The sequence below is a fragment of the Marvinbryantia formatexigens DSM 14469 genome, from assembly GCF_025148285.1.
GTDB lineage: Bacteria > Bacillota > Clostridia > Lachnospirales > Lachnospiraceae > Marvinbryantia > Marvinbryantia formatexigens.
This window is the reverse complement of sequence record NZ_CP102268.1, coordinates 2,089,139-2,115,350: the sequence shown is the minus strand read 5'-3', so window position 1 is coordinate 2,115,350 and position 26,212 is coordinate 2,089,139. Positions and strand designations below refer to the sequence as shown.

General features: G+C 47.0%; 20 protein-coding genes and 1 pseudogene. 4 read left to right on the top strand and 17 right to left on the bottom strand.

What is annotated here, in order from left to right; translation table 11 throughout:
• The first annotated feature begins 192 nt into the window (after positions 1–192).
• Positions 193–1,482: an IS110 family RNA-guided transposase gene (locus NQ534_RS10125; protein WP_006863856.1), complete on the top strand. Its 1,290-nt coding sequence runs from the start codon at positions 193–195 to the stop codon at positions 1,480–1,482.
• Positions 1,483–2,057: 575 nt separating this feature from the next.
• Here the strand turns inward: NQ534_RS10125 and NQ534_RS10120 are convergent.
• The 5 genes from NQ534_RS10120 to NQ534_RS10100 all read right to left on the bottom strand — a co-directional run bounded on the left by NQ534_RS10120 (position 2,058) and on the right by NQ534_RS10100 (position 9,024).
• Positions 2,058–3,350, bottom strand: coding sequence for a flavodoxin (locus NQ534_RS10120; protein ID WP_006864631.1), 1,293 nt, complete (start codon positions 3,348–3,350; stop codon positions 2,058–2,060).
• Positions 3,351–3,479: 129 nt separating this feature from the next.
• Positions 3,480–6,413 carry a glycoside hydrolase family 3 protein gene (locus tag NQ534_RS10115; RefSeq protein ID WP_040785677.1) on the bottom strand — a complete coding sequence of 978 codons (2,934 nt, stop codon included), beginning with the start codon at positions 6,411–6,413 and terminating at the stop codon, positions 3,480–3,482.
• A gap of 192 nt (positions 6,414–6,605) precedes the next feature.
• Complete coding sequence (locus NQ534_RS10110; protein WP_006864629.1) at positions 6,606–7,223, bottom strand: flavodoxin family protein; 618 nt, start codon at positions 7,221–7,223, stop codon at positions 6,606–6,608.
• A gap of 152 nt (positions 7,224–7,375) precedes the next feature.
• A complete protein-coding gene (locus NQ534_RS10105) occupies positions 7,376–7,909 on the bottom strand; it encodes a hypothetical protein (protein WP_006864628.1) in 534 nt (177 codons plus the stop codon).
• Entirely contained in the window at positions 7,906–9,024 is a 1,119-nt protein-coding gene (locus NQ534_RS10100; RefSeq protein WP_006864627.1) for an AAA family ATPase, read from the bottom strand. The genes NQ534_RS10105 and NQ534_RS10100 overlap by 4 nt, the downstream gene beginning before the upstream one ends.
• Positions 9,025–9,401: 377 nt before the next feature.
• On the opposite strand from NQ534_RS10100, the gene NQ534_RS10095 reads away from it, so the two are divergent.
• On the top strand, positions 9,402–10,025 hold the full coding sequence (locus NQ534_RS10095) for a DUF6088 family protein (protein ID WP_242655432.1): 624 nt from the start codon (positions 9,402–9,404) through the stop codon (positions 10,023–10,025).
• Complete coding sequence (locus NQ534_RS10090) at positions 10,012–10,926, top strand: nucleotidyl transferase AbiEii/AbiGii toxin family protein (protein ID WP_006864624.1); 915 nt, start codon at positions 10,012–10,014, stop codon at positions 10,924–10,926. The genes NQ534_RS10095 and NQ534_RS10090 overlap by 14 nt, the downstream gene beginning before the upstream one ends.
• Before the next feature lie 51 nt (positions 10,927–10,977).
• Here NQ534_RS10090 and NQ534_RS10085 read toward each other — a convergent pair whose 3' ends face one another.
• The 3 genes from NQ534_RS10085 to dinD are packed head-to-tail and all read right to left on the bottom strand — an operon-like array spanning position 10,978 to position 12,598.
• On the bottom strand, positions 10,978–11,361 hold the full coding sequence (locus NQ534_RS10085; RefSeq protein ID WP_143115916.1) for a protein-export chaperone SecB: 384 nt from the start codon (positions 11,359–11,361) through the stop codon (positions 10,978–10,980).
• Positions 11,362–11,371: 10 nt separating this feature from the next.
• Complete coding sequence (locus NQ534_RS10080) at positions 11,372–11,749, bottom strand: hypothetical protein (RefSeq protein WP_006864622.1); 378 nt, start codon at positions 11,747–11,749, stop codon at positions 11,372–11,374.
• Positions 11,750–11,767: 18 nt separating this feature from the next.
• Complete coding sequence (gene dinD / locus NQ534_RS10075) at positions 11,768–12,598, bottom strand: DNA damage-inducible protein D (protein WP_040785672.1); 831 nt, start codon at positions 12,596–12,598, stop codon at positions 11,768–11,770.
• Positions 12,599–12,775: 177 nt separating this feature from the next.
• Here dinD and NQ534_RS10070 point away from each other — a divergent pair.
• Positions 12,776–14,168: pseudogene (locus tag NQ534_RS10070) on the top strand (transposase).
• A 324-nt stretch (positions 14,169–14,492) separates the two neighbouring features.
• Here the strand turns inward: NQ534_RS10070 and NQ534_RS10065 are convergent.
• The 9 genes from NQ534_RS10065 to NQ534_RS10025 form a co-directional block, all read right to left on the bottom strand.
• The gene (locus tag NQ534_RS10065; protein ID WP_006863878.1) at positions 14,493–15,065 is read right to left on the bottom strand and encodes a type IV toxin-antitoxin system AbiEi family antitoxin domain-containing protein; all 573 of its coding nucleotides are present in this window, start codon (positions 15,063–15,065) and stop codon (positions 14,493–14,495) included.
• 65 nt (positions 15,066–15,130) lie between these two features.
• A complete protein-coding gene (locus NQ534_RS10060) occupies positions 15,131–15,601 on the bottom strand; it encodes a hypothetical protein (protein WP_006863879.1) in 471 nt (156 codons plus the stop codon).
• Entirely contained in the window at positions 15,598–16,077 is a 480-nt protein-coding gene (locus tag NQ534_RS10055; protein WP_040784956.1) for a hypothetical protein, read from the bottom strand. Before NQ534_RS10055 ends, NQ534_RS10060 begins: the two co-directional genes overlap by 4 nt.
• 149 nt (positions 16,078–16,226) lie before the next feature.
• Positions 16,227–17,144, bottom strand: coding sequence for a hypothetical protein (locus NQ534_RS10050; RefSeq protein WP_050778374.1), 918 nt, complete (start codon positions 17,142–17,144; stop codon positions 16,227–16,229).
• A gap of 24 nt (positions 17,145–17,168) precedes the next feature.
• Entirely contained in the window at positions 17,169–17,816 is a 648-nt protein-coding gene (locus NQ534_RS10045) for a hypothetical protein (RefSeq protein WP_040784958.1), read from the bottom strand.
• A gap of 46 nt (positions 17,817–17,862) precedes the next feature.
• Positions 17,863–18,393 (bottom strand): hypothetical protein, encoded by a 531-nt coding sequence (locus NQ534_RS10040; RefSeq protein WP_006863884.1) that lies wholly within the window; start codon positions 18,391–18,393, stop codon positions 17,863–17,865.
• A 61-nt stretch (positions 18,394–18,454) separates the two neighbouring features.
• Positions 18,455–19,021, bottom strand: a complete 567-nt coding sequence (locus NQ534_RS10035; protein WP_143115854.1) for a hypothetical protein — start codon at positions 19,019–19,021, stop codon at positions 18,455–18,457.
• A 297-nt stretch (positions 19,022–19,318) separates the two neighbouring features.
• Positions 19,319–19,879 (bottom strand): hypothetical protein, encoded by a 561-nt coding sequence (locus NQ534_RS10030; protein ID WP_050778375.1) that lies wholly within the window; start codon positions 19,877–19,879, stop codon positions 19,319–19,321.
• A 2-nt stretch (positions 19,880–19,881) separates the two neighbouring features.
• Positions 19,882–26,211: a leucine-rich repeat protein gene (locus NQ534_RS10025; protein WP_006863887.1), complete on the bottom strand. Its 6,330-nt coding sequence runs from the start codon at positions 26,209–26,211 to the stop codon at positions 19,882–19,884.
• Position 26,212: the final 1 nt, after the last annotated feature.

Sequence of the window (26,212 nt, the reverse complement as noted above, 5' to 3'; positions counted from 1 at the left end):
CCTGATATAATAGTTTAAGAACTTTAGTGAAAGGTATCTGAGATATGATACAATCGTAAAGGAGCTTCTTGTATAATTCAAATATAAGGAATTCCGCGAAAGAAGGTTGAGAAAAAAATACCTCAGTGTAAAATAAGATTACTGACTTTGCACGGTTAGTAAAAAATCTTATTGAACAGAGAGGTATCTGAAATGAATTATAACACACAGAACGCAAAAATTGCATCTATTACGGAAAAAACTTTAATTGTTGGGATCGATGTTGGAAGTGAAACTCATTATGCAAGGGCTTTTGATTGGCGAAATTACGAGTACTCAAAAAAGCCGTTTGCTTTCAACAATGATGAAGCCGGGTTTGCTTCATTTAAGGCATGGATGGAAGATATAGCAGAGAAGCATGGGAAAGAGGCGGTGATTCCAGGGATGGAACCTACCGGTCATTACTGGCTGAACCTTGGAGCGTACCTGCAGGAACAGGGAATGAAGCCGGTGCATGTGAATCCGCATCATGTAAAGAAGTCCAAAGAACTGGATGATAACAACCCGAACAAGAATGACCGTAAGGATCCAAAAACAATTGCGGGACTGGTAAATGAAGGAAGATTTTCGTATCCGTATATCCCTACAGGAATATACGCAGAGATTAGAAATCTGTCAAATCTTCGTATTCAGACGCAGGAAGAACTTACAAGGATCAAAAACCGGATTGTCCGATGGTTCTGCATTTATTTTCCGGAAATAAAAGACGTTTATAAAAGTCCGGACGCGGTAAGCGGGATGATGGTGATTAAAAAGGCACCGCTGCCATGTGATATCAAAGAACTAGGCGTAGATGGTGTGAATCAGGTATGGAGGGATGCAAAGCTGAAGGGCGCTGGCTTAAAGAGGGCAAGGACCCTGGTATCAGCTGCGGAGCACAGCATCGGAAGTACGGAAGCACCGGGAAGTGCCAGAATAGAGATCCGAAACCTGTTGAACGATTACGAAGTATATAAAAACAGAATGGATGATCTGATGCAGGAGATAGAAGAAAAACTTTCAGAGATCCCATACATTGATAAACTGATGGAGATCAAGGGAATCGGTTTAAAAACCGTAAGTTGTTTTATTGCAGAGGTGGGTGACATTTGTCGTTTTGATAACCCAAAGCAGCTGCAGAAACTGGCAGGTTATGCCATTGTTGCAGACAGTTCCGGCAAACACAACGGAGAAAGCCGCATCAGCCACAGGGGAAGAAAGCGCCTGAGGTATGCATTGTATGAAGCTGCGATATCTGTGATAGCAAAGAACAAAGAGTTTAAAGAAATCTATGACTATTACAGGAGAAGGAGCCAGAATCCTTTGAAGAAGATGCAGTCGGTCATAGCGATTGCGTGTAAGCTGATCAGGATCTTCTACACGATATTAACAAAAGGTGTAGATTATGATGGTCAGAAGATGCTGAGTGATATCGTAAGACCGGAAACTATAATGGCAGCATAAAAATATCAGGAAACAGTATATCGTGGTTGGCCTGAGCATTTGAGTAAAGAATGCCTGAATGCTGAGACTGGCCACGGTAGCTGGAAGTATAAAAATCGGAATGCAACAGGAAAACGTCCACTGAAAAGTGCTGCTGCAGGAAGGAAGAAAGTCAGTAATAAAACATACAAAGAATGAGCCAGTAGTCGGCAGGAATATTTTCCAGAGGGCATGACCCTGATGAGGAGCTGAGCTGACACCCTGGTTATGGACAGGCGGGACGAGAGAAGTTAGGACTCAGCAATTGTCTGATGATCCTGGTAGACACGGGAGGTTCGCTGCCGTAGATGGATGGGTATACACAAGGCCATGTAAAACAGAAAACCAAGACGTTTTACTTCGTGTACCCAAAACCAGCTATTTTCGTACCAGATACAGAGAAATGTCCATTCCTATGGCTCCTTCTTCTGAGATATTTATTGATGATATATTGAAAAAATCCTTGATTTTTAAGGAAAAAAGACTTGACTTAATAGGGAGGAAATTGAATTATAAAGCCTGCCCGTGATTTGGCGGGCAGGCCTTCATCTGTTATCTTACTCAACGTTTAAATCGAGGCTATTTACCCAATCCACAACTTCGCCCTCCGCTTCCGGAACACTGTTCCGGGAAATCGAAAGCCCGTCGGAAATAACGGTCGCGCCCGGCTGCAGACCGGAAATCGTCTCGATCGTCCTGGAAAATCCGCTGCCGCCGTGGGTCGTAAACGGAATAATGGTTTTTCCGCTGAAATCATAGGTTTCCAGGAATGTATAAAGCGGCATCGGCAGGTCGGCGTTCCAGTTGGGGAAGCCCAGGAAAATCACATCGTAGCTGTCCAGGTTTTCAATCTGCGTCGCAAGCTCCGGTCTGGCATTTTCCGCTTTTTCCTCATAGGCAAATTCCAGCAGAGCATCATGTGTGGTGGGATATTCCTGCACCGTCTCAATGGCAAACACATCGCCGCCGGTTTCCCGCTGGATAATCTGCGCAATGTACTCATTATTGCCCATGACCCCGGCGTCCGTTGCAACGCGGCTCGCTCCGGCTACCGTATCCACGCCGTCCGTCTCCATAACAGAAAAATATGCTATCAGAATATTTCCCGCGCCCGCTTCTTCTGTCCCGCCGGACGCCGTTGTGTTTTCGGCGTCTGCCACAGAGCCTGTCTGTACTTCCGTTTCAGATTCCGCCTGTGTGACATCCATAAGCCCAAGGCTCTGAATCCAGGGTTCGATATCCTCCGGATTATTTGCGGTAAGCCCCTCGGCAATCTCTGCATCCGGGCAGAGCTCGCTGAAAATATGAAGACTGTTGCCGATGTCGTCACTTGCGCTGGTGCAGAACGGAACCACCGTTTTTCCGGAAAAATCATTGTCCGCAAGGAATGTGGAAATCATCGCCGGAGCTTCATCCCACCAGATGGGATAGCCCACAAATATGGTGTCATACTCTTCGATACTGTCCACGGATACCGTGATTTCCGGATGCACACCATCCTTGATTTCCGCTTCAGCCTCTGCCTCAAGATCCTCGTATTCGCTTGCCCGCTGAATCTTGGCCAGATCGCCGCCGGTATACTCCGCAATCATCTGCGCCACTTCCTCTGTATTTCCCGTGTGCGAGAAATACGCTACCAGAACGCTTCCGCCATCCGGAGCCGTCGTATCCGCAGCCGCCGTATCCAGTGCCTCCGTTCCCGCTGCCACGGTTTCCTCCGCCTGCGCTGCAGGCGTCTCCTCTTCCGCAGAAGCGGCGTTGGCAGAAGAATTGCTGCTACCGCAGGCAGTCAGTGTAAACAGAAGCAGGGCTCCCACCGTAATAATTCCAGCTATTTTTTTCATTGTCATTGTCCTTCCTCCTCGTTTTTTCTTTTATACAGATACTGTTCTGCCGTTTTCCGTAACCGATTATAATTTGCGATAGTAACTACCGGTCAATATCTTTTCCTCAATTTCTCAATTTCTTTTTGAAAATTCTTATTTTTTCTTTTCCGCAGTCGCGCTCTCTATCGTAATCACGCTTTTTTTCTTTTTTAAATAGCCTCTGATCAAGAAAACCTCTGCAAGGATAAGCAGCGCCGCAAGTATTGCATCCACAATGTATACAATCTGCATCCAGGATGGAATTGCACCCGGTACATACTCCTCATATGCGTTGCTGTTTACTACTACGTAGAAAATATTTTTCGTGGCTTCTCTCATTGCAATTACGGAGGTTGCACTCAAATCGGTCATAATTGCTTCGTTTCCGGAGGTTCCCAGCATCATATCTGTTCCGCCTCTGACTGCCCGGTCTGCGTCCATATATCCATAATTTCCAAAGTAATCGGAGATTACCATTCCTTCAAATCCCCACTCTTCCCTCAGAATATCCTTCAGAAGTGCGGAGCATCCGCCTGCCCATTCGGTACCAAGGAAGTTATAAGAAGACATCACTGCCAGTTTTCCGCTTGGGGTATTCTTTACACAGTATTCAAACGGTTTCAGATAAAGCTCCCTTGCGCTCTGTTCCGTAAACCAGGTGCACAGCAGCGCGTTCCGGTTGGTTTCCTGCTCATTCATCACCAGATGCTTGATATACGGATAAACTCCCTGCTCCACTGCTGCCGTTACTTCTGCCAGTGCCATCCTGCTGCTCAGCAGGCTGTCCTCTGAATAGTATTCAAAATTACGTCCGCCGAACGCACTTCTGTGCAGGTTCATGGACGGTGCATACCATCCCACAATATGAAAATCTGTAAATTCCCTGCAGATTCCTTCACCCGCTTTTGCAGCCAGGTCTTCATTCCAGGTCTGCGCAATCAGAATCTCGGAGCAATAGCCGGTACCAAAAGCATTGATTGTTCTGGAATTAAGCCCGGCAGGTCCGTCTGTATCTAGCGTCCGGAGTTTATTTACCGACTCCACGGATGCCGTCTGATGTCCGCCATACGCGATAAGCTCTACCATCTCATCTACGGTTACCTCATCCAGCAGTTCCTCCCAGCGCGGGTCGTCATACGCTGCGCCCCGCAGGTCATAGAGCTCCAGCCCGTTATCTGCGCCCGTCACAGGCATCACATCCTCCGGATTGTTGTAATCCTCCGGATTCCAGGTCCCATTTCCTTTGACCTCGCCGTCCAGCTCATAGCTTTCCGGTCCCTTTACAGCGTCCTCATAATTTGCAAATCCATCTGCTCTTGAAAGATATGTAACATTTCCTTCCGCAAAATCCAGTTTGTTTGCCGCCGCAGTCACATCGCCTGCATGAGGATTGGATTCATTGTATACAATCTCATCCGCAAGCTCGTATTCCTTTGTATCAATCACCGTGTGGCTGTCAGAGCGGAGACTAATCTCATATGTTCCTTCCTCCAGTACCCATGCGCCATTGCCATACGTATCATAGGAAGCCATATCCTCAATATTAAACGCAAGTGTCAGCGTCTGCGACTGTCCCGGCTCCAGCAGGTCCGTCTTATCAAATGCCGCCAGATTTACGCTGGATTTTTCAATTCCTCCGTTTGTATACGGCGGATTATAATAAAGTTCTGCAACTTCTTTACCTGCCATGCTGCCGGTGTTGGTAACGGTAACATCCACGCTGATGGTATCGTCTGTAACCTCCAGCTCTCCCATTTCCTGTTCAAAGGTCGTATAACTTAAACCGTATCCAAACGGATACATAACAAGCTCGTCATAATCAATCAGTTCTTCTTCTGCCGCTGTCTCATAGAAACGGTATCCGGTATAAATTCCCTCCGTATAGTTTACAAAAGATACGATGCCGTCTGCTCTTTCCCATGCCGCCAATGCTGCGTCTGATACTTCCTGCGTATTGGTATAAGCAAAATGTCCAATATTATTGATATACGGCGTCTGGTGAAGATCCTTTACCCAGGTATCTGCCGTCTTTCCGGACGGATTGACCTCGCCGGAAATAATATTTCCAAGGGCATTAAACCCGGTCGCCCCGGCGCCTGCACAGAGCAGGACGCTCTTAATCTGTTCATAATCCTCTGTCCAGCCAAGCTCCAGCGCATTTGCGCCGTTATATACGACAATGACATTGTCAAACTCACTGCAGACCATCTCTACCAGATCCGCCTCTGTGCGGCTCAGCTCCAGATAGGACTGCCCATCCTCAAAATCGTCATAGTCGCCATTATTTGTGTAGGTTCCCCTCACATACTTTGTTCCGATTTCCAGTGTGGAGCCATCCATCACGCTTCCCATATCATGGGGAAGGTCCGCTCCCTCGCCGCCGGTACGCGCAATCACAATAACCGCCGTATCGGAAAACGCTTTTGCATTCTCAATCATTTCTTCGGAATACTGTGCAACCGGCACCTCCGGCAGCGTCCAGTCCTGTCCGTCGTTGATGCTGATCAGCGGACGGTCCGCCCGGTATTCCACATACATATCAGATAATTCTTTGTTCGTCTCAAATCCGGCATTTTCCAGTCCTTCCAGGATACCAACTGCCGTACTTGCATCTACGGTTCCCGAACCGGTTCCGCCGTAGATCGGATTGGTGGATGCCCAGCCGAACACGTTGATTTTTTCCGGTGCGATCGGCAGAAAACTATCCTCATTTTTGGTCATTACAATGCCTTCATTGGTGATTTCTTCGATAATCTGTCTGGAACTATCTGCATTCTCCTGTGACAGTTCCCCTTTATCCGCCAGCACTACATTGATCGTATTATACAATGCGCCGGATAACATATTGTTCACGGTCAGCGCTGTCACTATCACAAATGCAATCAGTGACTGCCATCTGATAAATCCCTTTGCCGGTTTTTTGAATTTCCGTGCGAAAATCATCACTGCAATCATGACGACCAGCGCCGCCGCAATCACAATGATATGATTTCTCACCAGTTGGATGACGCTTATGACGTCCTCATATGCAACTTCCACATTTCCCATACTCTTTTCCTCCATTCTCTTTCTCTGGGTTTTCATATCCTGTGATAAGACAATACCACAAAAAAAGACCGGAAAATTTTTCTGGTATATTTGGTTCTGTACAGGGTAAAACTGGTAAAAAAACCGGCAGACTTTTTTCGTCCGCCGGTTTTTCCGGTACACATCTGGATATCCCTGTTTTTATGTGTCTGTTTACCTTGTGAAGTTTGTTAATACCTTTTCATTATGCGGATGCGCCAGCCCGTTTTCTTTTCCAAGGGCGATGCATTTCAGCAGCCACGCCATGTTCTTGCCGATGTTATACATTGTCATCAGCCCTTCTTTATCCTCCGCTACTTCCTCCGGCTGCGCACCGTAAACGTGATTCCAGTAGGTGGAGGAAACGACCGGCATGGAACAAATCGTAAAATACTTGTTAATTACGTCAAAGGACGCCGTGGTTCCTGCACGTCTCGCAGATAAAACGGCTGCCGCCGGCTTAAACTGGAACGCCGCCCCGCCGGAATAAAACGCTCTGTCCATGAAGGTCAGCAGCCTGCCGCTCGGATGCGCAAAATAAACCGGAGAGCCAAAGACAAAGCCGTCCGCGGATTTCGCCTTCTCCACAAACTCATTTACACTGTCATGAAATACGCACTGCCCGGTTTCCCTGCACTTGCGACAGGCAATGCAATCCGGCAGCGCCTCATTTCCAATAAAAAACTGCTCCGTTTCAATTCCCTCTTCATTCAGGGCACGCGCCACTTCGCACAGCGCTACATTTGTGCAGCCATTTTTCCGGGAACTCCCATTTACAAGCAATACTTTCATACTTCTTCACTCCTTTGCTTTTCGCTGTTTCAGATTCTGCGCTAAAACACATCTGTTAAATTGCGTTATAGCACATCTGCTTAAACCGGTTGTCATAACCGATTATACTTTACGGTAGTTACCATCTGTCAATAGTTGTTTGTAATATACTTTTATTTCAATAAATCTGCAAGATAAAGCTCGTCTTTCTGATGTTTTCCTTTCAGCTGTTTATATCGTTTAATTGTATCTACCAGCAACTCCATCCGTTCTCCATAATATTCCCGATAAAAGGCTGTGCTGTTATTGTATCGGATTCGATTATACACAATATTCTCCTTGCTGAACATTTTGGGAGATAGCTTTGATTTTACTTTTTCAAAATCCGAATCCTTATTTTCAGAAATAATCAGCAGCATTTCTAATTCCGGCTTTGTGCAGTATTTTTTAATGCCTTTAATTTTATCTCTGTACTCTCTCGGAATTTTCAGTTCATCGCTTAATTTATCACCAATTCTCAGTACATGTACATCCCCATGATACAGATTCAGCGCAGCCTTTACAGCAGCATTTTTTTCAATCTGCCTTGCATGATAAGGCACCAAGTTCAGCAAATCATCTTCTGTCAAAATCAGTTTATCGTTCTCCAACAGCATCCGGATAATTTCAAGCTCATTCGGTCCTTCACACATAATCAGATACTTCATCTCATCAGCTCCTTCTTCAATGCCATGAGATCTTCATAGTTTACAGAAGTATCAAAAGCATTGTTGTAAAACTGACGGCTCTTTAAAAGCTCCGGTCTGATATTGTAGCTTTCATACATATTATCCAGACGAATCTTATTATCTGATTTTGCAATCCAGATGTTATCCTGACGGTTGAACAAATCTAAAACCTCACAATAATGCGTGGTAAAAATAAGTGTTGCGGATTTTTTATTAACCGTCTTATCCTTGAATAAGCTTATCATATTTTCAACCAATGTCTTATGGAAATGATTTTCCACTTCATCTATCAAAAGATCAAAGCCGTTTTCCAGTGCCGCAACTACAAAAATATAAAGAAGAACTCCTTTGGTTGTCCCGCTGGAAAGCATATAAACCATCTCAGAATCCGAAAGCTCTTTCACACAATCCTGATACACAATCTTGTAATGTTTTTCGTCTACCACTTCCAGGCTCTTAATCTTATCATCGAAAATCCTGATTACTTTCATCAGAACCGTTTCAGATATTTTATAAGTTTTCATTGCTCTGAACATCAGATGATAAGTATTCGCACCCTCGCCATCACAATTAAAATAAACAGCACGGGTCACTTTCTTTTTCAGCACGAAAAATACGATAGAAGTATCTTCCGGAAGTTCTCCTAAATTCGTAATCTCTTCAAATCCCTCATCAGAATAAATTTCTTTTATCCTGGATTTATAATATTTTTTCCGACAGATGCGTTGTTCTGTGAAATTCGCTTTACTTCCTAAATTCGAATCGGCTTTTAAAAGGGTATTATACTTGTAAATGTAATTCTCATGATAGAAAATCATTTCTAATTTTACATTGTCATAATTATAATGTTTATCTTCCAGACGGAATTCACTGAGAATGGAATAACCACACTCCATCAGCTCGATTGCAGAGGTTTTTCCGGAAGCATTCTTACCAACAAATGCAGCCGTATTAAACACATACAAATCTTCTGCTATCTCCTGCAGCTCATATTCCTTATCCTCACTTGTTTTCTTAGACTTTGCCACAAGATCAATCGTAAAATCATCACAGCAGTTTTTATAGTTTGATGCACGAACCCTCAACAGTTTCATCAGATACACCTTCCTTTACAACACTCTATCAGTATTATAGCATAAATCAAAATTAAAACAATATTTTTGTTTTAATCCATGTAAAAAATAAAATATGTCTCTGTTTACCCCTCAGAAAAGTAAGTAACCCGAATCTCTTTATACTTTCTGCCTAAATATTCGACATGCAATATAATAAAATTTTCTTTTTACCGGATTGCATTTTTTTGTTGACTCTATCATACCATACTCAATGACCGCACTTTCTGTAATATCCGCGACATGCACATTTTCAGATATATTTTCCTGCGCCTGTATTATCACAATATAATTGACATATTTATTGACTTTATTGATATAAATATAGTATTATGGGGGTGAAAGGAGTGGATACAGATATGCTGAAAGAATATTTAGAAAAAACTTATGGTTGCAATGAGCCTATCTTTATCAACGAAATCAAACTGGACAATTTAAACGACAATGCCCTGCGCCAATATTTTAAACGCATGGTAAAGTCCGGCGATTTGATTCGTTTCGATACCGGAATATATTATCTTCCCAGACAATCCAGATTATTAAAAAAATCTTACCTGGATCCATTGAAAGTAGTGAGCCGGAAATACATCCAGAATGGCTCTGAAATCTTTGGATATTTTTCCGGCGCATACCTTTCCAACCAGCTCCGGCTTACAACTCAGATGCCCGCAACCATTGAAATCGTCACCAATAAGGAGTCTACCAAAGGGCGAACCGTTACTATCGGCGGGCAAAGCATCCGACTCAAACGTCCTTCCACAATGATTACAGAAAAAAATGTTCGGCTCCTGCAGTTTTTAGATGCTGTATCTGCTTCAGAAAAATACGCAGAACTTCCAGTGTCGGAAACAACTGCCATTTTGAAACAATACATCCGCCAAAATGGTTTTACCAAAAACCGGCTTGCAGATGTTTTGCCTTATATAACTGCTCAGACAGCAAAAAAACTGATTGAATGGGGATTGATTTATGAATTTGCATAACGATAAGGATGCCTTTGAAGAACTAATTGCCGCTGCATCCGTAGAATTGAAAATACCTGCAAACATTATCGAAAAAGATTATTATGTAACACTTACTCTGCGGGAACTCTCATCACGCATCAGAGGAATGGTATTCAAAGGCGGCACTTCTCTGACAAAGTGCTATCAGATTCTTGACCGTTTTTCTGAAGATATTGATATTTCATACGCTGCCTCGGAAGGTATTCCCGGCGAAAGCAGAAAACGCCAGTTAAAAAAAGCTGTGGTTGATTCTATGAATTGCTTGAATTTTCCAATTACCAACCTTGAGGAAACCCGCAGTCGTAGAAATTACAACTGCTATCACGCTGCATATCCTTCCATCTATGCACCAACAGCAGAACTCAAATCAGAGCTTATAATTGAAACCTATATTGCCTTGCTCCCGTTTCCAACTACAGTGCGTATGACCGATAACTATATCTACCGGTTTCTGCGGCAGTCAAATCAAGTATATCTGGCAGAAGAATTTAATCTGATGCCATTTGAGATTACAACGCAGACTATTGAACGCACACTGGTTGACAAAGTATTTGCACTCTGTGACTATTATCTGGATGGAAAAGCAGAGCGGCATTCCCGCCATCTTTATGATATACATAAGATTGTAGAAAATATCTCCTTTTCAGAGTCATTGCCTAAATTAATACGGGAAGTCCGTGCATTACGTGCGCCTCTTTCTATTTGTCCTTCCGCTGCAGAAGGTGTGGATATCAACTGTATTCTTGAAGAAATCATAGCAAAAGAGGCTTACAAAGAAGATTATTTAAAAATAACTGAAAACCTGTTATTTTCGCCGCTTTCCTATGAGGCAGCCATATCAAGCCTACAGCGTCTGGTGGATGAAAATTATTTTAAATAAAAGAAAGAGCCAATCTGCCGCAAGGCAGATCAGCCCAATCAAATGTGCTTTTTAATTTCCAAACATCTTATTAATATTAAAAGGTGGAAGTACTACACTATCCGTATCCGGTTGTGCTGTTAACAATGTAAGCTCACTTCTGAGATAAGGCATCAAAATTGCCACAGCATTTTTCTTTATTAAATCCTGAACTGTCTTATCTTCCACTTGTCCTTCAACTCTAAAAAAACCAGATAGGCTGATATCAATATTATACTCATCTTGTTTTGTACCTTTCAAAACAAGCGTTACCTTATATGTGTCGTCTTCATTTAATCCTATTTGTACTTGTAATTCAAATTTCAGCTCCTGGGTGTTCTTAAAACCTTTTCTATCAAATTCAATTCTATCAAATACCAGTTTTTGTAAGTTTAATATACTATTATAGTTACCCATTCTCTCTCCTTCACGCCGCATCTGCATAAATATTGTCATCCGATTTCACTTCTATACTTAAATCCTCCGATAATACATTAAAAGCGCTATTATAAACTGATTTATATTGATTCATATATTTATCCGTATCTATTACAATGTCAGTACACAATTCTCCAAACACTTTCAAGGTACTGATTATTATTTCGCTCGGAATTGAGATATTTCCCAAAACCGACGAAAATACTGCCAACGCATCTGCAACAGGTTCAATTCCTTTGTTTATTGTTCCCATTGATTTTGCAATACATTTATAGTATTCCGTATTATATTGCAAATGATTATCAATCAAAGAAAAGTAATTGATATCATCTTCAAATTCTCCATCTTCTGCATATGCTGCTGTCAAGTAAGGACTAAAGATTTTTCATCCTTTCATTAAATTCTTCTCATCTCTTTTTACTCTGCGTTCCAACTTTTTCAGATCTTCTGCCGGAGGCAAATCCTCCGGCTTTATTCCTCTCTGTCCTAACATCTCTCTTACACTTGAATTATTCTGAACATGTTCATCTGTTATAGGCGCTTCGCCATATAATTCTTTTTGTTCCACATTATAATTGGTCATTTCTGTTGCCAGATTTTTAGCGGCTATAGTCAATGTTGGAAGAAAATCTGCCAAAGGTCTGTTCTCTTTTACTTTTAGACGTTCCTTCATGTCCTTTGTCGTAAATCCGCCAAAAAGCGCCTGATCACCCTTGGATCTTATTCTTCCAAACCCAGCATCATCCACACCACGTTCATAAATATTCTGAGACAGTCTTTTTTCAGATTCTCTTAATTTCTCTCTTGCATTCAGTCGCTCAATCAGCCTAATCCTATCTTCAATAAGTTCCTGTTTTCTTGTCTGAACAGCAAAATAGCTTTGGGCAAAAGCAATCTCATCCTTTCTCACATCTCCATTTTGGGCGATCAAATAACATGCATAACGTGTCAGCACATATTCTTTAATACCTCTTTCTGCATTTTTCGCCAATTTTATCATTTTCGTGACGCCACGAAAATGATCGTTTACATTTCCGCCTGCATTCTCACAAGATATCATCGCTTTCTTTATAACTAACTCGAAATTTTCCCACCTGGAATATCCTAACAATGGCTGCAATTCCCTGGCATACCAAAATTCAATTGCTCCATCTTCTGATATATGAATAACATCATCAAAAAGTTTTTTTAATCTTCCAATCTTTTTTTCATCCATAATACTGCTATACACCTCCATATAATTACAATTCATAGGCGTTTGCGAAACGCCACAGCCCGCATAAAATCGGGCTTTTTTCTTTGATAAAACAGAACAACTCCTCACAGGTTTGTGGTAAAATTTAAGTGACCAAACAAAAATCAACCATATCCACCTGAAAGGAGTTGTACCTATATGATACCATACAATCAGCTTTCTTTGGCAGATATTTTTTCAGATTGCCAGGAAATTTTTGAATCTGACAAACCTCAGTTTCTGTCCCTCTTACAACAGCACATTGACCTTGATGAAATTGTTCCTGCTTCTTTCCGGAAGCATTTCTATGCATCAACGGGCAGATCCCGTAAATACCCTCTGAACGCTTTTTTATGGGCGCTTATCATCCAGCGGATTTTTTCTGTCCCTACTGACTCCCTGCTCCTTGTTTTCCTTCAGTATTCCCGGCATCTCCGTGAATTCTGTGGTTTCAACAAGGTTCCAGATGCTTCTAAAATCACCCGGTTCAAGCAGGATTTTCTTGAAGATCTGCAGCTCCTTTTTCACCACCTGGTCGATCTTACTGAGCCAGTCTGTCAGGCAATCGATTCTGCCAGGGCTGATATGACCATCTTTGATTCCTCTGGCATAGAGGCCTGGGTTACGGAAAACAATCCCAAATATTCCAACCGTATTATCAAACAGCTCAAAGCATATGCAAAGACCATGCATTTTGATCAGAACTATGACCCTTACAAGGCTGCTTACGGCTCCATGCCTTCCCATGCTGCCGCAAATTCCGATATTAAGCAGCTTTACATTGACGGGCATTTTTGTTATGCCTACAAATTTGGCATTGTCACAAATGGTCTGGGCATTGTCCGGCATATCGACCTCTACAATAAGGATTTTTTTGATAAGCATCCTGAAATTATTCCTGGAAAGAAGTCCGGTTCTCCGGATGAGGATAAATCGGTCCATGATGCCAGGCTGCTTATCCCTACTTTACAGGACCTGTTTGCTGCACATCCCCTCATCAGCCCGGATATTTTTTTAGGAGATGCCGCCTTTGACTCCGCCAGACTTTATAAAGAGCTTCTTTCAGGAGACACCTTTGGCATGGATGCTGACGGTAATGGCATTCACTTTCAAAAAGCCTACATCCCATTAAATTCCCGTTCCGGACTGGAAAACAGTGACTGTTCCGTAAATGAAAATGGGATCCCCTGTTGTCCGGATGACCCATCCCTTCCCATGAAATATGAAGGGACCAGTAAGCGGAAGAACGGCATTGTGCGCTATAAATTCAGCTGTCCAAAAGTCAGATGGGAAAAGAATCCTTCCACAGGAAAATATCACCGTGTCTGTCACTGTGACACTCCCTGCACATCTTCACCATGCGGAAGAATGGTATACCTTTACCCGGAAAAAGACTTCCGTACTTATCCCGGCACTGTGCGTGGGACTGAAGAATGGAACGATACATACAGGATCAGAACCACTGTGGAACGCTCCATCAGCCACTTCAAAGACAGCTTTGGGATCGCCGGCCGCAAGACGCAAAATGAGAAAACGCTTCATGCTGATCTGATCCTGGCCGGCATCACACAGCTTATCGGAGTGATTCTGGCTGATAAGATCGAACAGCATCAGTACATCCGAAGCCTTAAACCCCTAATTGCATAGAAGTTACTATTTTTAAAACAAGTTTTTTCATTTCCCTCTATAAATGCGCCCATTTCCTGTTCAATTCCAACTTATATCATGATCCACCATGTTTTTCCGTTCTTTTCAATCTCAGATATTCTAAACTCCCAAGCTTCGGCACTAATTAGAGCTATATCCGGAACCTGTTTCGCAATTACCTAATTACAATTCATCCCGGCAAATACTTTATCTTTCTTTTATGTTGTCATCATAATTTCTGTTTTACCCGCAGCAGCTCTGCGTATCTCAATATACGTCTGTATTGTTCCTCATTCGCTTTTATCTTATCTACAAGCTCTATATCAACATCCGCTTCCAGACGAAACATATCGCAGATACTCCGCTCAATGTCGTAGATATTATAGCAGCCAAATTCTGTTTCTTTTTTTCTCGCGCCTGTTAAGTAATAATTCGTCGAAAAATAATGTCGTGTAATCGGAAAAGACATACTCAACAAGCTGCGGTCCGTTCGCGCCGTGGCAACAGACAAATGTTCCGGCTCTTCTTTCATCATACCCTGATAATAGAGGGCGCTGTCCATGCAAACAATCGCCCTGGGATCGCTAAGGCATACTTCTATGCATTTATAGTCTGATGGTTTCGCTTCCTTTTTCCCTGCCAGCCAATAATATCCATGACATACTTTTTCCAGATGTCCCTCTTCTGCCATGACCGCTATCTGGCGGTTTGAAAAACCCTCTTTCAGAAGCTCCTGCGTACCTATATACCCTTTAAACTTCCGGTATACCGATTCCAGCCTGTCATATGTACTTTGCCTCATATAGCCCTCCCATATTGCATTTTTTCTCACACATATATTAGCATTTTTTACTACACATGTCAATATTAAACTGGCAAACTATCCCTCACGCACAGCACCCCATACCCGATTTCCTCATTGGGATACCGTCCAAACGCCGCCAGCGGCTTTGCGCCTCTGCGCAGATACGCTTTTACCTTCTCCCCGTACATATATGAATCTTCTTTCGGCAGATATGGACTACTTTCATCCCAATCCGAGTTATTATAAGATATTACATATTTATCTTCTACATAATCAACCGATATATTTTCAAAAGAATATTCTAATAGCAACTGTCGAATAGTTATCTCATCTCGCAGCATTCTTACGATGTTTATACCGTTGGTTTTTCCCAGCAACCACTTACATCCCTTTTCATTATTTTGGCAACATACGCCTATGAAAACATCTTTTTTGTCATTTACACATGTGAAAACAATAGGTAAATATGACTCAAAAAGAACTTTATCAATATAAAGCTGCCCATATTTATCCAATTTAACAAATTCTTTCATTTCTTTTCATCTCTCTTTTTAATGTAATTTTGAAGATGCTCTTCAAAATTGTCTATCATTTCAAATTCTTCATATGGTGATGCGTCTTTATAAAGCCACCAGTCTACATGCGAAGTCCTTTTCTTTGTCCTCTCTTTCGTCCTCTGAACCAATCCATGTCTGGGATTAGTCTCTCCAATCGCAATTTGATACGGAACTTTCATATCAGAAATAACACCTGCAAACCTTTTCACATCTGTAGGTTTCTCAAATGTCGACAGAGAATATTGTCCAGGATCCGCTGAATCAGCCATAGGGTTCAAAACATACCCGCTTTCTTCAAAAGAAGGTAAAAAAGAATTTTTATCACACTTTCCGCTTCTACATGCTCTATATACCATTATTGATTCTTCCCTTGCCCCATCTGGCAATTTGAATCTTTGAAAATAATCAGGAAATATTTTTTCAATTCGTTTCATGGTACTTTTATCATTCAAATCTCTTCCTCTTTCTGTGAATATAATAATAAGAATAATATTTCACAAGACCTATTCCTATTAATCAATTACACTAAAAAAGAGCCAATCTGCCGCAAGGCAGATCAGCCCAATCATTTCTTTAATTAAATTTGCAAAATTTTTCGCGCTCAGGATTTCTCTCTGGGCTTTCTTTTCTTTCCAAAAGCCGCCAGAAGCGTGCTGCAGGACGCTGCGAACGCCAGCAGCCACAGCCCGGTCGGCATCTCATCCCCGGTTTTTGCAGCGCTGCTCTGCGCCGCCTTATCTGTCCCGCCGCCGTTTCCTTTTGTCCCGGCTGCAGTCGTCCCTGCGGTTCCCGTTTTATCCCCCGTCCCCGGTGTGGTGGACAATTCCGTTTCAGTCTCTGTCTCCGTCCCCGGCGTGGTGGATGGCTCCGTTTCTGTCTCCGTCCCCGGTGTGGTGGTCGGTTCCGTTTCGGTTTCTGTCTCCGTCCCCGGTGTGACGGATGGCTCCGTTTCATCCGGCTCTGTGGATGGCGTGGACGGCTCTGTCTGGTCTCCTTTGGGAAGGACTGCGGCAAAATACCGGCTGTCCGACACAGTAAATGTCCATGCACCGCCCGCAGGCTTTCCGGCTGCTTCCTGCACTGCGCCTGCCCCCGCAAACGAATACAGGACAGATTCCCCGTATCCATCCGGCGCTGCAGCCGCCAGTGTCACCGGCGCAGAGGGTGTAACCTCCTTTCCGTCCCGGTAGAACAGGATATAAAACGCATACGGCTTTTCCCCGTATGTTTCCATGCACCCTGTCACGTAGGCATATGCTTCCGCATCCTCCTGCGTGACCGGCACCACGGCAACACGGATATCACTGTCAGCGCTGCTTCCCGCCTGCACCTTCACTTCCGTCCCGTCCTGCAGGGTGATGGTCCCGCCGGTTCCAAGACCGGTACTGCCCTGCAGCTCTTCCTCCGTATATGTCACTGTCACATCGACCTCCGTCTTCACTGACAGCCCTTCCGCCTGGGCGGATACCGGGGCCAGCAGCGCCGCCAGGCACAGAAGCCCCGGAATCAGCTTTTTCATTGTCATCATCTCCCTGCATAATTTTTATAAACCTTTTCCGGCAATGCGCCGGAATCCGGCAGTCCCTGCTGCCTGGGCTCCGGCTTCCTGTTCCACATGCAGTACCGTGTTCAGGGCTGCCGCCCCTGCGCTATGGTAGGTATCCGGCTCATAAGCCATGATTTTCAGCTGCACGGCGGTATCCTCTCCGGGGATTGCAGAGAGCGTCACCGCCTCCACATATTCCCCCGGCTTTAACAGGCCGCTCTCACCCAAGACCTGCCCTGTTCCATCCAGGATCCTTACCTTCAGCCACACCCCGCTGGAATCCGGGTCCGTCAGGTACAGGACGGCTTTCCCGTCCTGCACCACAGGTGCACCGCAGACGGACACCTTATACGCCTGAGCGTCCAGTTCGCTGTATCCCAGCTCCTCCGGCACATCCGGGACCCCCTGCACCGCATCTTCCTCAAAGGGCGGAGGGGTAAAGGCGGAGCCGTCCGTCCCCGCGCCCCCTGCCAGAACCCAGACCATGACAGCCAGCGCAAGCAGGCAGAGGACGCCTGCAGACAGCAGGATACGCCTCTCCGGCGGTAATTTCGTTTTCCCCGGCACTGCTTTTCCCTCCTTCCTTTTCCCGGATACACGGTCCCGGTATGAATCTCCCATACCTGCATATGGTTTCTTTTTCACCTGTATACTGCTTCAATGCCACTGCAGTCTGCATTTCATCTGTATACTACTTTACCGCCACGGTGATCTGCCCGACAGTATGGAAGCTGTCCGTTTCTGCCTCCAGTGTGCCGTCCAGCATGAATACCGCTTCCGCAGAAGGCGGCGCACCGGCTTCTGTCCCCTCCGCCGACGGGAGTGTGAGCCTTTCCCGGTCAAAATTACCTGTCAGGCTGTAGCCCTCCGCCGCCCTGAAGGACAGCTCCGCCGTCACCTCCGCATTGGAATGGTTCTCCAGGGTGATGGTGTTTCCCTGCCCGCTCCACGTATTTTTCTCTGTCACCTTATAGGTATGGGTGACCGGATCCCAGATGCTTGTCCCGGCAGAAGTATAGGTAAACTCCATTGCTCCCCACTTCACATCCACCAGATAGACAGCGGGGACTTCCATATCCCCTTCATATTTTGCCCGGACATCGATCACGGCACTGTCCGGGAGCTGCCCGGCGGATGTCTCCCCCGCCTGCGCTGTCCCCGGTATGGCTGCCGTGAGGAGAAGAGCCGTCATGACTGCTGCGCGTATGTCCCGCTTCACCATACAGCCTCCTTTCCGCTTTCCTGTAACAGTCCAGCCAGGCTGTCCTGTTACCTGTTTTCCACTATTCTGTAATGGTCACGGTAATGGTTCCGATTGCGGTACCTGCTTCCGCAGACGCATCCAGGGTGCCGCCGGTGATATTAAAGAGCGCACTCTTTGCCACCGCCGCCTTTGTGTCTTCTGCAGAAGCGAGTCTCAGTCCTGTAACGGTATCCGCACCCTCCTTAAATTCCCCGGTAATGACAGCCGGGGTTCCGGTAAAGGAAAGTCCGGCACTTACCGCTGCGTTGGAATGGTTTGTGACCGTAATCTTATTGCTCACGCCTTCCGCTGCGGCTGCCCATACGCCGTTTCCGCTGCTCTCGACATAATCATGGGTCGTCGTGTTCCATGTCTTCGTCACGTTTGCCTCATAGGTAAATTCCATGCTTCCCCATTCGATGTCGATCCTGTAGACCTTTCCCGGTTCCGCCGTACTGCCGTCGTAGGTTCCCGTCACGCCGATTGTCGCACTGCCCTCACCCGTCAGGGTTTTCGGACTTGTGTCCGTCGCCAGCGCGGTGCTGCCCGCCGTCATACCGAGCGCCGCCACAAGACTTAAAGCTGCCATTTTCTTTAAATTTTTCATGATATTTTTCCTCCTTACTGGGATATTATGATGCCGGTGGCAAAAGCCCCGGTTATGAAGCAGGGTGGTCCCCCTGTTCCTATATGTAAATCCCGTCCGCTCCGCTGAAGTATGAAGTATCAGCTCTGAAATATACAGTACCAGCTCTGAAATATCCCCATACCAGACTTCCTGGGACATGCCGGGAAATACTACCTGTTTTTCCATCCGCCCCGCAGGTACAAAGTTTTCCTGCCGCCGGATTATCCTGTGCAGCAGGTACAAAGTTTCCTGCCGTCAGGCTATCCTGCGCAGCTTCTAAGCTGTCACCGTAATTTCGATTCCCTCTATGCTGCCGTTCACAATCGCTTTTTCCCCAGTATCCGGGTCGTAGTAGAGCACGTTGAACTTTCCGCTGTAGGTTCCTTCGGAAAGCTCTGCCGCCCCGTCAATTAATTCCAGCTTTTCCACCTGCTTCCCCGGATGGATGGTTCCGGACTGGGCGATGACTGTCTCCGTCCCGTCCGCGCTCACAATGATAAGCTGCAGGATCATATCGTTGACGGATCTGGACGGATTCTGGAACATCAGTTCCGCCGTCCGGTCCGCAAGGGATACCGTGACCGTTTTCTGGTAGCTCATGGAGACGGCGCCGCCGCCCTCGTCAGCCTCCAGCTTCTCCTCTTCTGTTTCCCCTTCGATGTCCTCGGCGTTTACTTCTTCCTCCACCGGGGCGTAGTCGGGCGAGAGTACCGGAGTGGTATCCCGGAAAAACAGCGCCCAGACCGTCACACTAATAGCGGCAGCCGTAACCAGCAGAAGAAGCACAATCAATATTTTCATCTTTTTATTTTTTTCTCTGCTTTCCGTCTGTCCCACCGTCACTCACCTCCAATTATCACTGTCACGTTTCCCAGCGTCTCGCCGGTGAAGCCTTCTTCTGTCTGCGGTCTGCCCGTCAGCGACAGATACATTTCCTTTGTATCTCCCGCCGCCAGCGCCGCCGGACCTTCCACTGCGCCGCCTTCCCCGTCCGTAAAGCTGCCGGAGACATCGGTTCTGGTCTGCTGGTACTGGTAAGAAACAGAAACCTCTGTCTCTCCCTTATTTGCAACGGTGATCCTGTCCCCGCCGTCTTCCGACGCCGTCCAGCCGCCTTCGCCGTAGGTGTGGGTGTCCGGATTCCATGCGCCGTCCGTATAGACAAAATCCATCGCACCCCAGGAAACCTCCACGGAGATAACATCCTCATTTGAACGCTTTACCGTGACCGTACCGTAACCGTCCGCTGCAGAAAGACTGCTGCCAGCCGCAGCCTCCTCCGGAATCAGTGTCTGCGCACCATCTTCCGCCACAGTATACAGGGAATATCCCTCTGCCGGCAGGTCGCCGACAACTGTTCCGTCCTCCAGATATACGCTGCATACACTTCCGGTAAAGGTTCCGCCAAAAAGCTCTGGAACCCTTTTATTTCCAACCCCCGCGTAAATACCGTATTTTCCATAAAATGTCCCGCCATAAATACAGATCTGGACTTCCGCTTCTGTGCTTCTTTCGTACAGATAAATACCGCTTTCTGCGCCATCGAATTCTCCTCCGCGGATTGTCAGCTTCACCGCCTCTTGCGTACCACGCTCGGCATACACTCCGTGGTATTCCGTTCCGCGGATTATTCCGCCAAGTATCTCCGTCTCCCCATACGCCATGTAAATCCCGTACCCGCCAGTAACGGTTCCTCCGGAAATTGTCACGTTTCCGCCTCCATTCCAGATACCGATATAATTTCCGCTGACCAGACCGCCGTTTACTGCAAGCTTCCCGCCCTGTACAAACGCTCCAACAACAATCCAACTATTTCCTGTTGCTTTAATCTCGGCGTCTCCTTCGACAGAAACCTGCCCGCCATATATCCCTATTCCACATCCATATCCTGCAATCAGCCCGCTGCTGATCTGTACCGAAGCATCTTCCCCGGCACCCTCCGGCAGATAAATGGCATAATTGCCGACCACCTCTCCGCCTTCCACGCTGAGACTGCCAGACTCCACGTAAATACCGAAGCCCTGCCCGCCATAGCCATAGGTAATGGTATTTCTGACGGTTCCACCGGCAAGCACAAAACTGCCTCCGGTAATCTTGATAATGCCTCCCGTTTTTTCGTTATTGCTGCCTGACAGAGCGATATTGTCCGCCATTTTCAGTGTAATGCTGCTGCCCGCCGGAACCTCCAGCGAACCCGTTCCGATATTTATGTTCTGCAGAAGCGTGACTGTTGCATTCTCTCCCGCTGCCGCCGCAGCACTCCATGCCGCATTGAGAGCAGCCAGGACAGTTTCATATTCTTCTCCGGTGGAATACAAGGTTTCACTGCCGCCCATCTCCACCAGCGCAACATAATCCAGATTGCGGGCCACCGTGACCGTACCGTAACCGTCCGCCGCAGAAAGCTCTGTGCCGCTCAGAACCGTATCCTCAATTCTGACCGTTGTGTCATCTTTTCCAACGTAACAGTCATGATACTCTGCCAGCAGCCCCGCCAGGGCGACATTATCCTTACAGGAAATACTGCAGGTGCCGCCGGTAAAGGTTCCGCCGGACAGCTGTGTATTATCAGCTTCGGTAGAAAGTCCAATCTCCGTGCCGGTAATCGTTCCGGACAAAACCGACAAGCTGCCCTCGTTATTCACACCTGTTTTCCCATTAATGGTACTTCCGTCAATTTTCACCGTTCCCAGACCATGAATATTTACCCCGTTATCCGCACTGCCGATGGTTCCTCCATTCAGGTAAGCCGTTCCTTCATACACATATATGCCGGCGCTTCCTCCGCTTATCTCTCCGCCATTTATACTGACGCTTCCGGAAAACAGCCGTACACCATACCGTCCGCCGGAAATCACAGTATCACCTATGGTAACACTTCCTGTGTCACCGTCGCTTATTCTTATATATACTCCATCTCTCGTGCCGCTGACATTCCCTCCTTTCAAATCAATGTTTCCTCTCGCATATATTCCATAGTAGCTGTCGTCGCCGTTGGCCGCAATGCTCCCGTCTTCAAGCGTAAAATTTCCGGAAGCAGGAACCCATATTCCATATGGCCCGCTCGTAACGATACTGCCGCTCTTCATGGTAAAGCTGCCAGAACTACTTACAGAGATTACATAGTTAACTTTTTCTGCAGACAGGACAACACCCTCCTGCATAGCAAGTGTGATATCCGAACCAGCCTCCACCCACAGAACCGACTGGCATGTCACATTCGTCAGCAGCATCACCTCTGCGGAATCCGCGGCGTTTGCCGCCGCCCATGCTTCATCAATATCCGTATAATAGATTGTTTCTCCGTCCGCTGTCACACTGGCTACAATCGTTCCCTGTGCATCGCAGCCATCTGCCGTACACTTCCCGTTTTCATCCCAGGTATGATTTTCTGACACCTTTGCGCTGCAGACCACGCATTCTCTGCTGTGGGTTTTTCCATCCCCGTCATCTGTCCATGCGCCATAGCTGTGTTCGCATCTGCCCACGGTCACGGTGCCGTACAGCCTTGTTCCAGTCAGATCCGTAATCAGATTTTCTGCAATCACATCCGTTCCGCTGTAATATGCCATGCCCGGTTCCAGTATGCTTTTCAGCGTCGTACTGCCCACGTTTCTCAGAAGTATCGCAGCCGAGTCGTTGCTGACATCAAAGATTCCTCTAAAGGTTCCGCCGGAAACAGTGCCGGAGCCTCCGTTTACGATTGCCAGACCGTTGTATCCGCTGGCGCTTCCCCCGTTAATCTCCGCCGTTCCCCCGCTGTATACGCAGATACCGGAATGTCCGCCCGCCTGTGCGACAGCCGAGCCGCCGTTCATGACAAAATGCCCGCCGCTTACCGCAATAGCATTCGTTCCGCCTGAGCCGTTGTTAATGTTTCCACTATCCAGAGTAAAGTTTCCTCCGGCGGCAACATTTATCAACCCGCTATCCTCGTTTAATACATCTCCGGAGATGGTATAGGTGCCCCCATTGCCGTCCGTTTCGCTCTTTAAAGTGATATTACTGCCAGACGTTACCGTAAGGGTTGCGCTGACTCCCACATTTGTCAGAAGTGTTATCACAGCGGTTTTTCCCTGCGCCGCCTCCCAGGCTTTTTCTATGGAAGTGTAATAGACCGCCGTTTCCTCTCCGTCTATGGTCACGCTGGCAGCCGCCTGCACGGTACACTTCTCGCATCTGTTGTCTTCGTCAAATGTATGGGCTTCTGTCTCTTCCTCTCCGCAGCGCTCACAGGTACGCGTATGCATGTCATTATCTGCCGTAGGTTCCCAGGCTCCTGCGTGTTCCGTACATTTGCCAATGGTGTAGGTTCCCGCCGGGAGACTGCTGTCTGTGCTGTTTACTCCCGCCGCATAAGCCCCGTCTGAGCCATAATACACATAACCTTTTTCCAACGTTCCACCAACTGTATTGCTGTTAGAATTCGTGCCAATAAATACCGCAGCATACTCTCCGGAAATAGTTCCTCCGCTGAGTGACACATTATCACTGGAAATAAAAAGCCCCAGTCCGTCGCTGCTGATATTCCCGGCAGTAACTGATAAAGTACTCCCTGGATCGGCATGTACGGCATATCCGCTAAATTTTTGCATTGTGCCTCCTGCTGTGATTGTTCCTCCCTTGATTTCAGCGGTTCCGCTTATGACTTCTATTCCATAGGCCAGACTGTAACCTGTTGTTACCGCCTTAACTGTTCCTGCCTCCATTACAAATGTCCCGCCTGTAACGCACACTCCGTATGCAATTTCAGCCGATGTCCCACTGACAGTAACCGTGTCGCTCACGAGTGCAAGGCTGGCGCCGGAAGGAACGGTAACCGTACCGGAGATTTCAACCTCTTTATCTCCCCTGCCGGTCAGTGTGACATTGCCGGAAACAGTCACATTCCCCACCGCGTTCTCCAGCAATGTGACTGTGGCTGTCTGGCCGTCGCCTACGGAAGCCAGGGCTGCGGAAAGGCTGGCATACTCCGTTTCCTCTCCGTCCTCCCCAAGCTTTACGCTGGCAGCCGCAGAGACCAGGAAGCTGACCTCCCTTGTCCCGGCATAGCCGCTCTCCGGGATTCCGGTAATGGTCACGGTAACTTTTCCCGGCTTTGTCCCGTCGCTGGTGACTTCCCCGTTCTCATCCGTTCCGTTCACGCTGGTAATCGTGTGGGTGTAATGAGTTCCCTCTGTCAGTGTCTCTCCGGTGCTGCTGTCCGTCACAGTCAGCGTATACCGTTCATCTCCTCCGGTGAGGCTCACCTCCACGTTTATGTTCTCCCCGTACAGGAAATCTGCGTAATAAAGCGTCGGATTTCCCGCTAAGACAGTCCCTTCCGTTTCCGCAGTAACCGCTGTACAGGAACCGCTTGCCTCGTCTACGACCATCCAGTATTTTCCATCCCCTTTCGGGAAATAACTGGCTGCGTCGTATTCCGTGCCCGCATACCGGGTTCCTGCTGCCACCTGGGAGGGGAGTATCTTCTGGGTCCTGTCAGCCGCATCACCGCTGCCCTTCAGAGTGACGGTGTAGACAGTGCCTGTTGAGCCATCCCGTTCAAACATTTCTCTGGTAAGTGTCACACCAGACAGATTATAAACATTCTGCGGCGCTGTTCCTACAAATGCTCTATCACCTATATAAGTGACCTTCGTGGGAATAATCATCTTTTCCAGACTGCAACCATTAAATGCATCCCCGCCAATATTCCTCAGCGTCTCCGGCAGATCAATGTCCGTCAGCCCACAACCATAAAAAGCGTACCCCTCTATATATGCAAGCTTTTCAGGCAGAACAACCGATTCCAGGCTATAGCATTGCTGAAAAGTATCCTCCCAAATCCAAGAAACACCATCCGGAATTACTATGCTTTCCAGGGACCCGCACCCCATAAAGCCTGCTCTCCCTATCTCTGAAACGCTTTCCGGCAAGCTTGCCGTTTTTAGGGCTTCCAGGCTATCAAACGCACAGTCGCCTATCTTTTCAACACCGTTTTCCACCACAAGATTCGTGATGGTCTTATAATACTGTATCCAAGGCGATGTACTCTCATTATAGTAGTAATCCGTCGTATAGGTTCCGCCGCCGATCACCAGAAGGTCCGCCGTCCCGTCCCCGTCCGTGTCATACACTTTCCATTTGCAGTCCCCGGTTGTCCCGCCGTCCACAGGCGTCCCGTATTCATCTGCCGCCCAGGCTATCGTAACGGTAATCTCCGGCAGCTCCACGCCTTCCCCAAGTTCCAGCGTATACTCTGTACTGTCTATCGTCACCGTTTCCGGCAGTTCTGGAACGTAAACGTATGTCGCCGCCGTTTCGGACTGGAAGGTTCCGCCGCTGCTCTGGGTTTCATCTATCTTCCATGTAATATCTGTTAAAGTGACCGGCTGGCTATTAATCTCCGCCGCATGAACCGTCATGGACGGGAATACTGCATCCAGCAGTGAGGTCAGGATACCGCCGTCTACCTCCGCCTGTGCGATTTCTGTTTCCGGGATTTCTTCTGCCGGCGCAGCTTCCAGCGCCGCCGCATTCTGCATGTCACCTGCCGACTGTTCCTGTATCGTCTCTTCCGGCTCCGGCGTAATTTCCGGATCTGTTTCCGGCTGGCTCTGCACATTGGCGACCGGCTTCTGGCTCTCTTCCTGCGTCTTTGCCTGTTCCGGCACTGTCTCCGTCGGTACTTCCTCTGTCGTATCATCCTGCACCGGTCCCTGCGTTTCCGTCGTTATAGCGCCGGTATCCGTCTGTTTCTCTCCCCCTGCTTCATCCGGGGTCTGATTCGTCGGCTGCCCGTCGCTCTGCGGCTCTGTCTGTCCCGACGCTGTTTCCGGCTCTGTTTGTTCCGACTGTGTCTCTGGCTCTGTTTTCGGCTGTGTCTCCGGCTCTGTTGCGCTGGTATCCGTTTCACTCTCTCCTCCAGAGTTTCCTGCATCCGGAAGCTCCACTGTAACCTCCAGCTCCTCCGGCAGAATAATCTCCGACTGCTGCGCGCCGACTTCCAGCGTCTGCGTCTTTATCTCATCCGAAATTTCCGCAAAAGAAAGAATCGCAGCGCTATTGTTATTTCCACCGGCTGCCGCCGCTTCCGCCGGCGGAGAGACGTCAAAGCTGCTCCCCAGCAGAGCCGCCGCCAGCGCCCATGCAGATATTTTCCGTAATTTCTGTTTTATCGTTCTCATC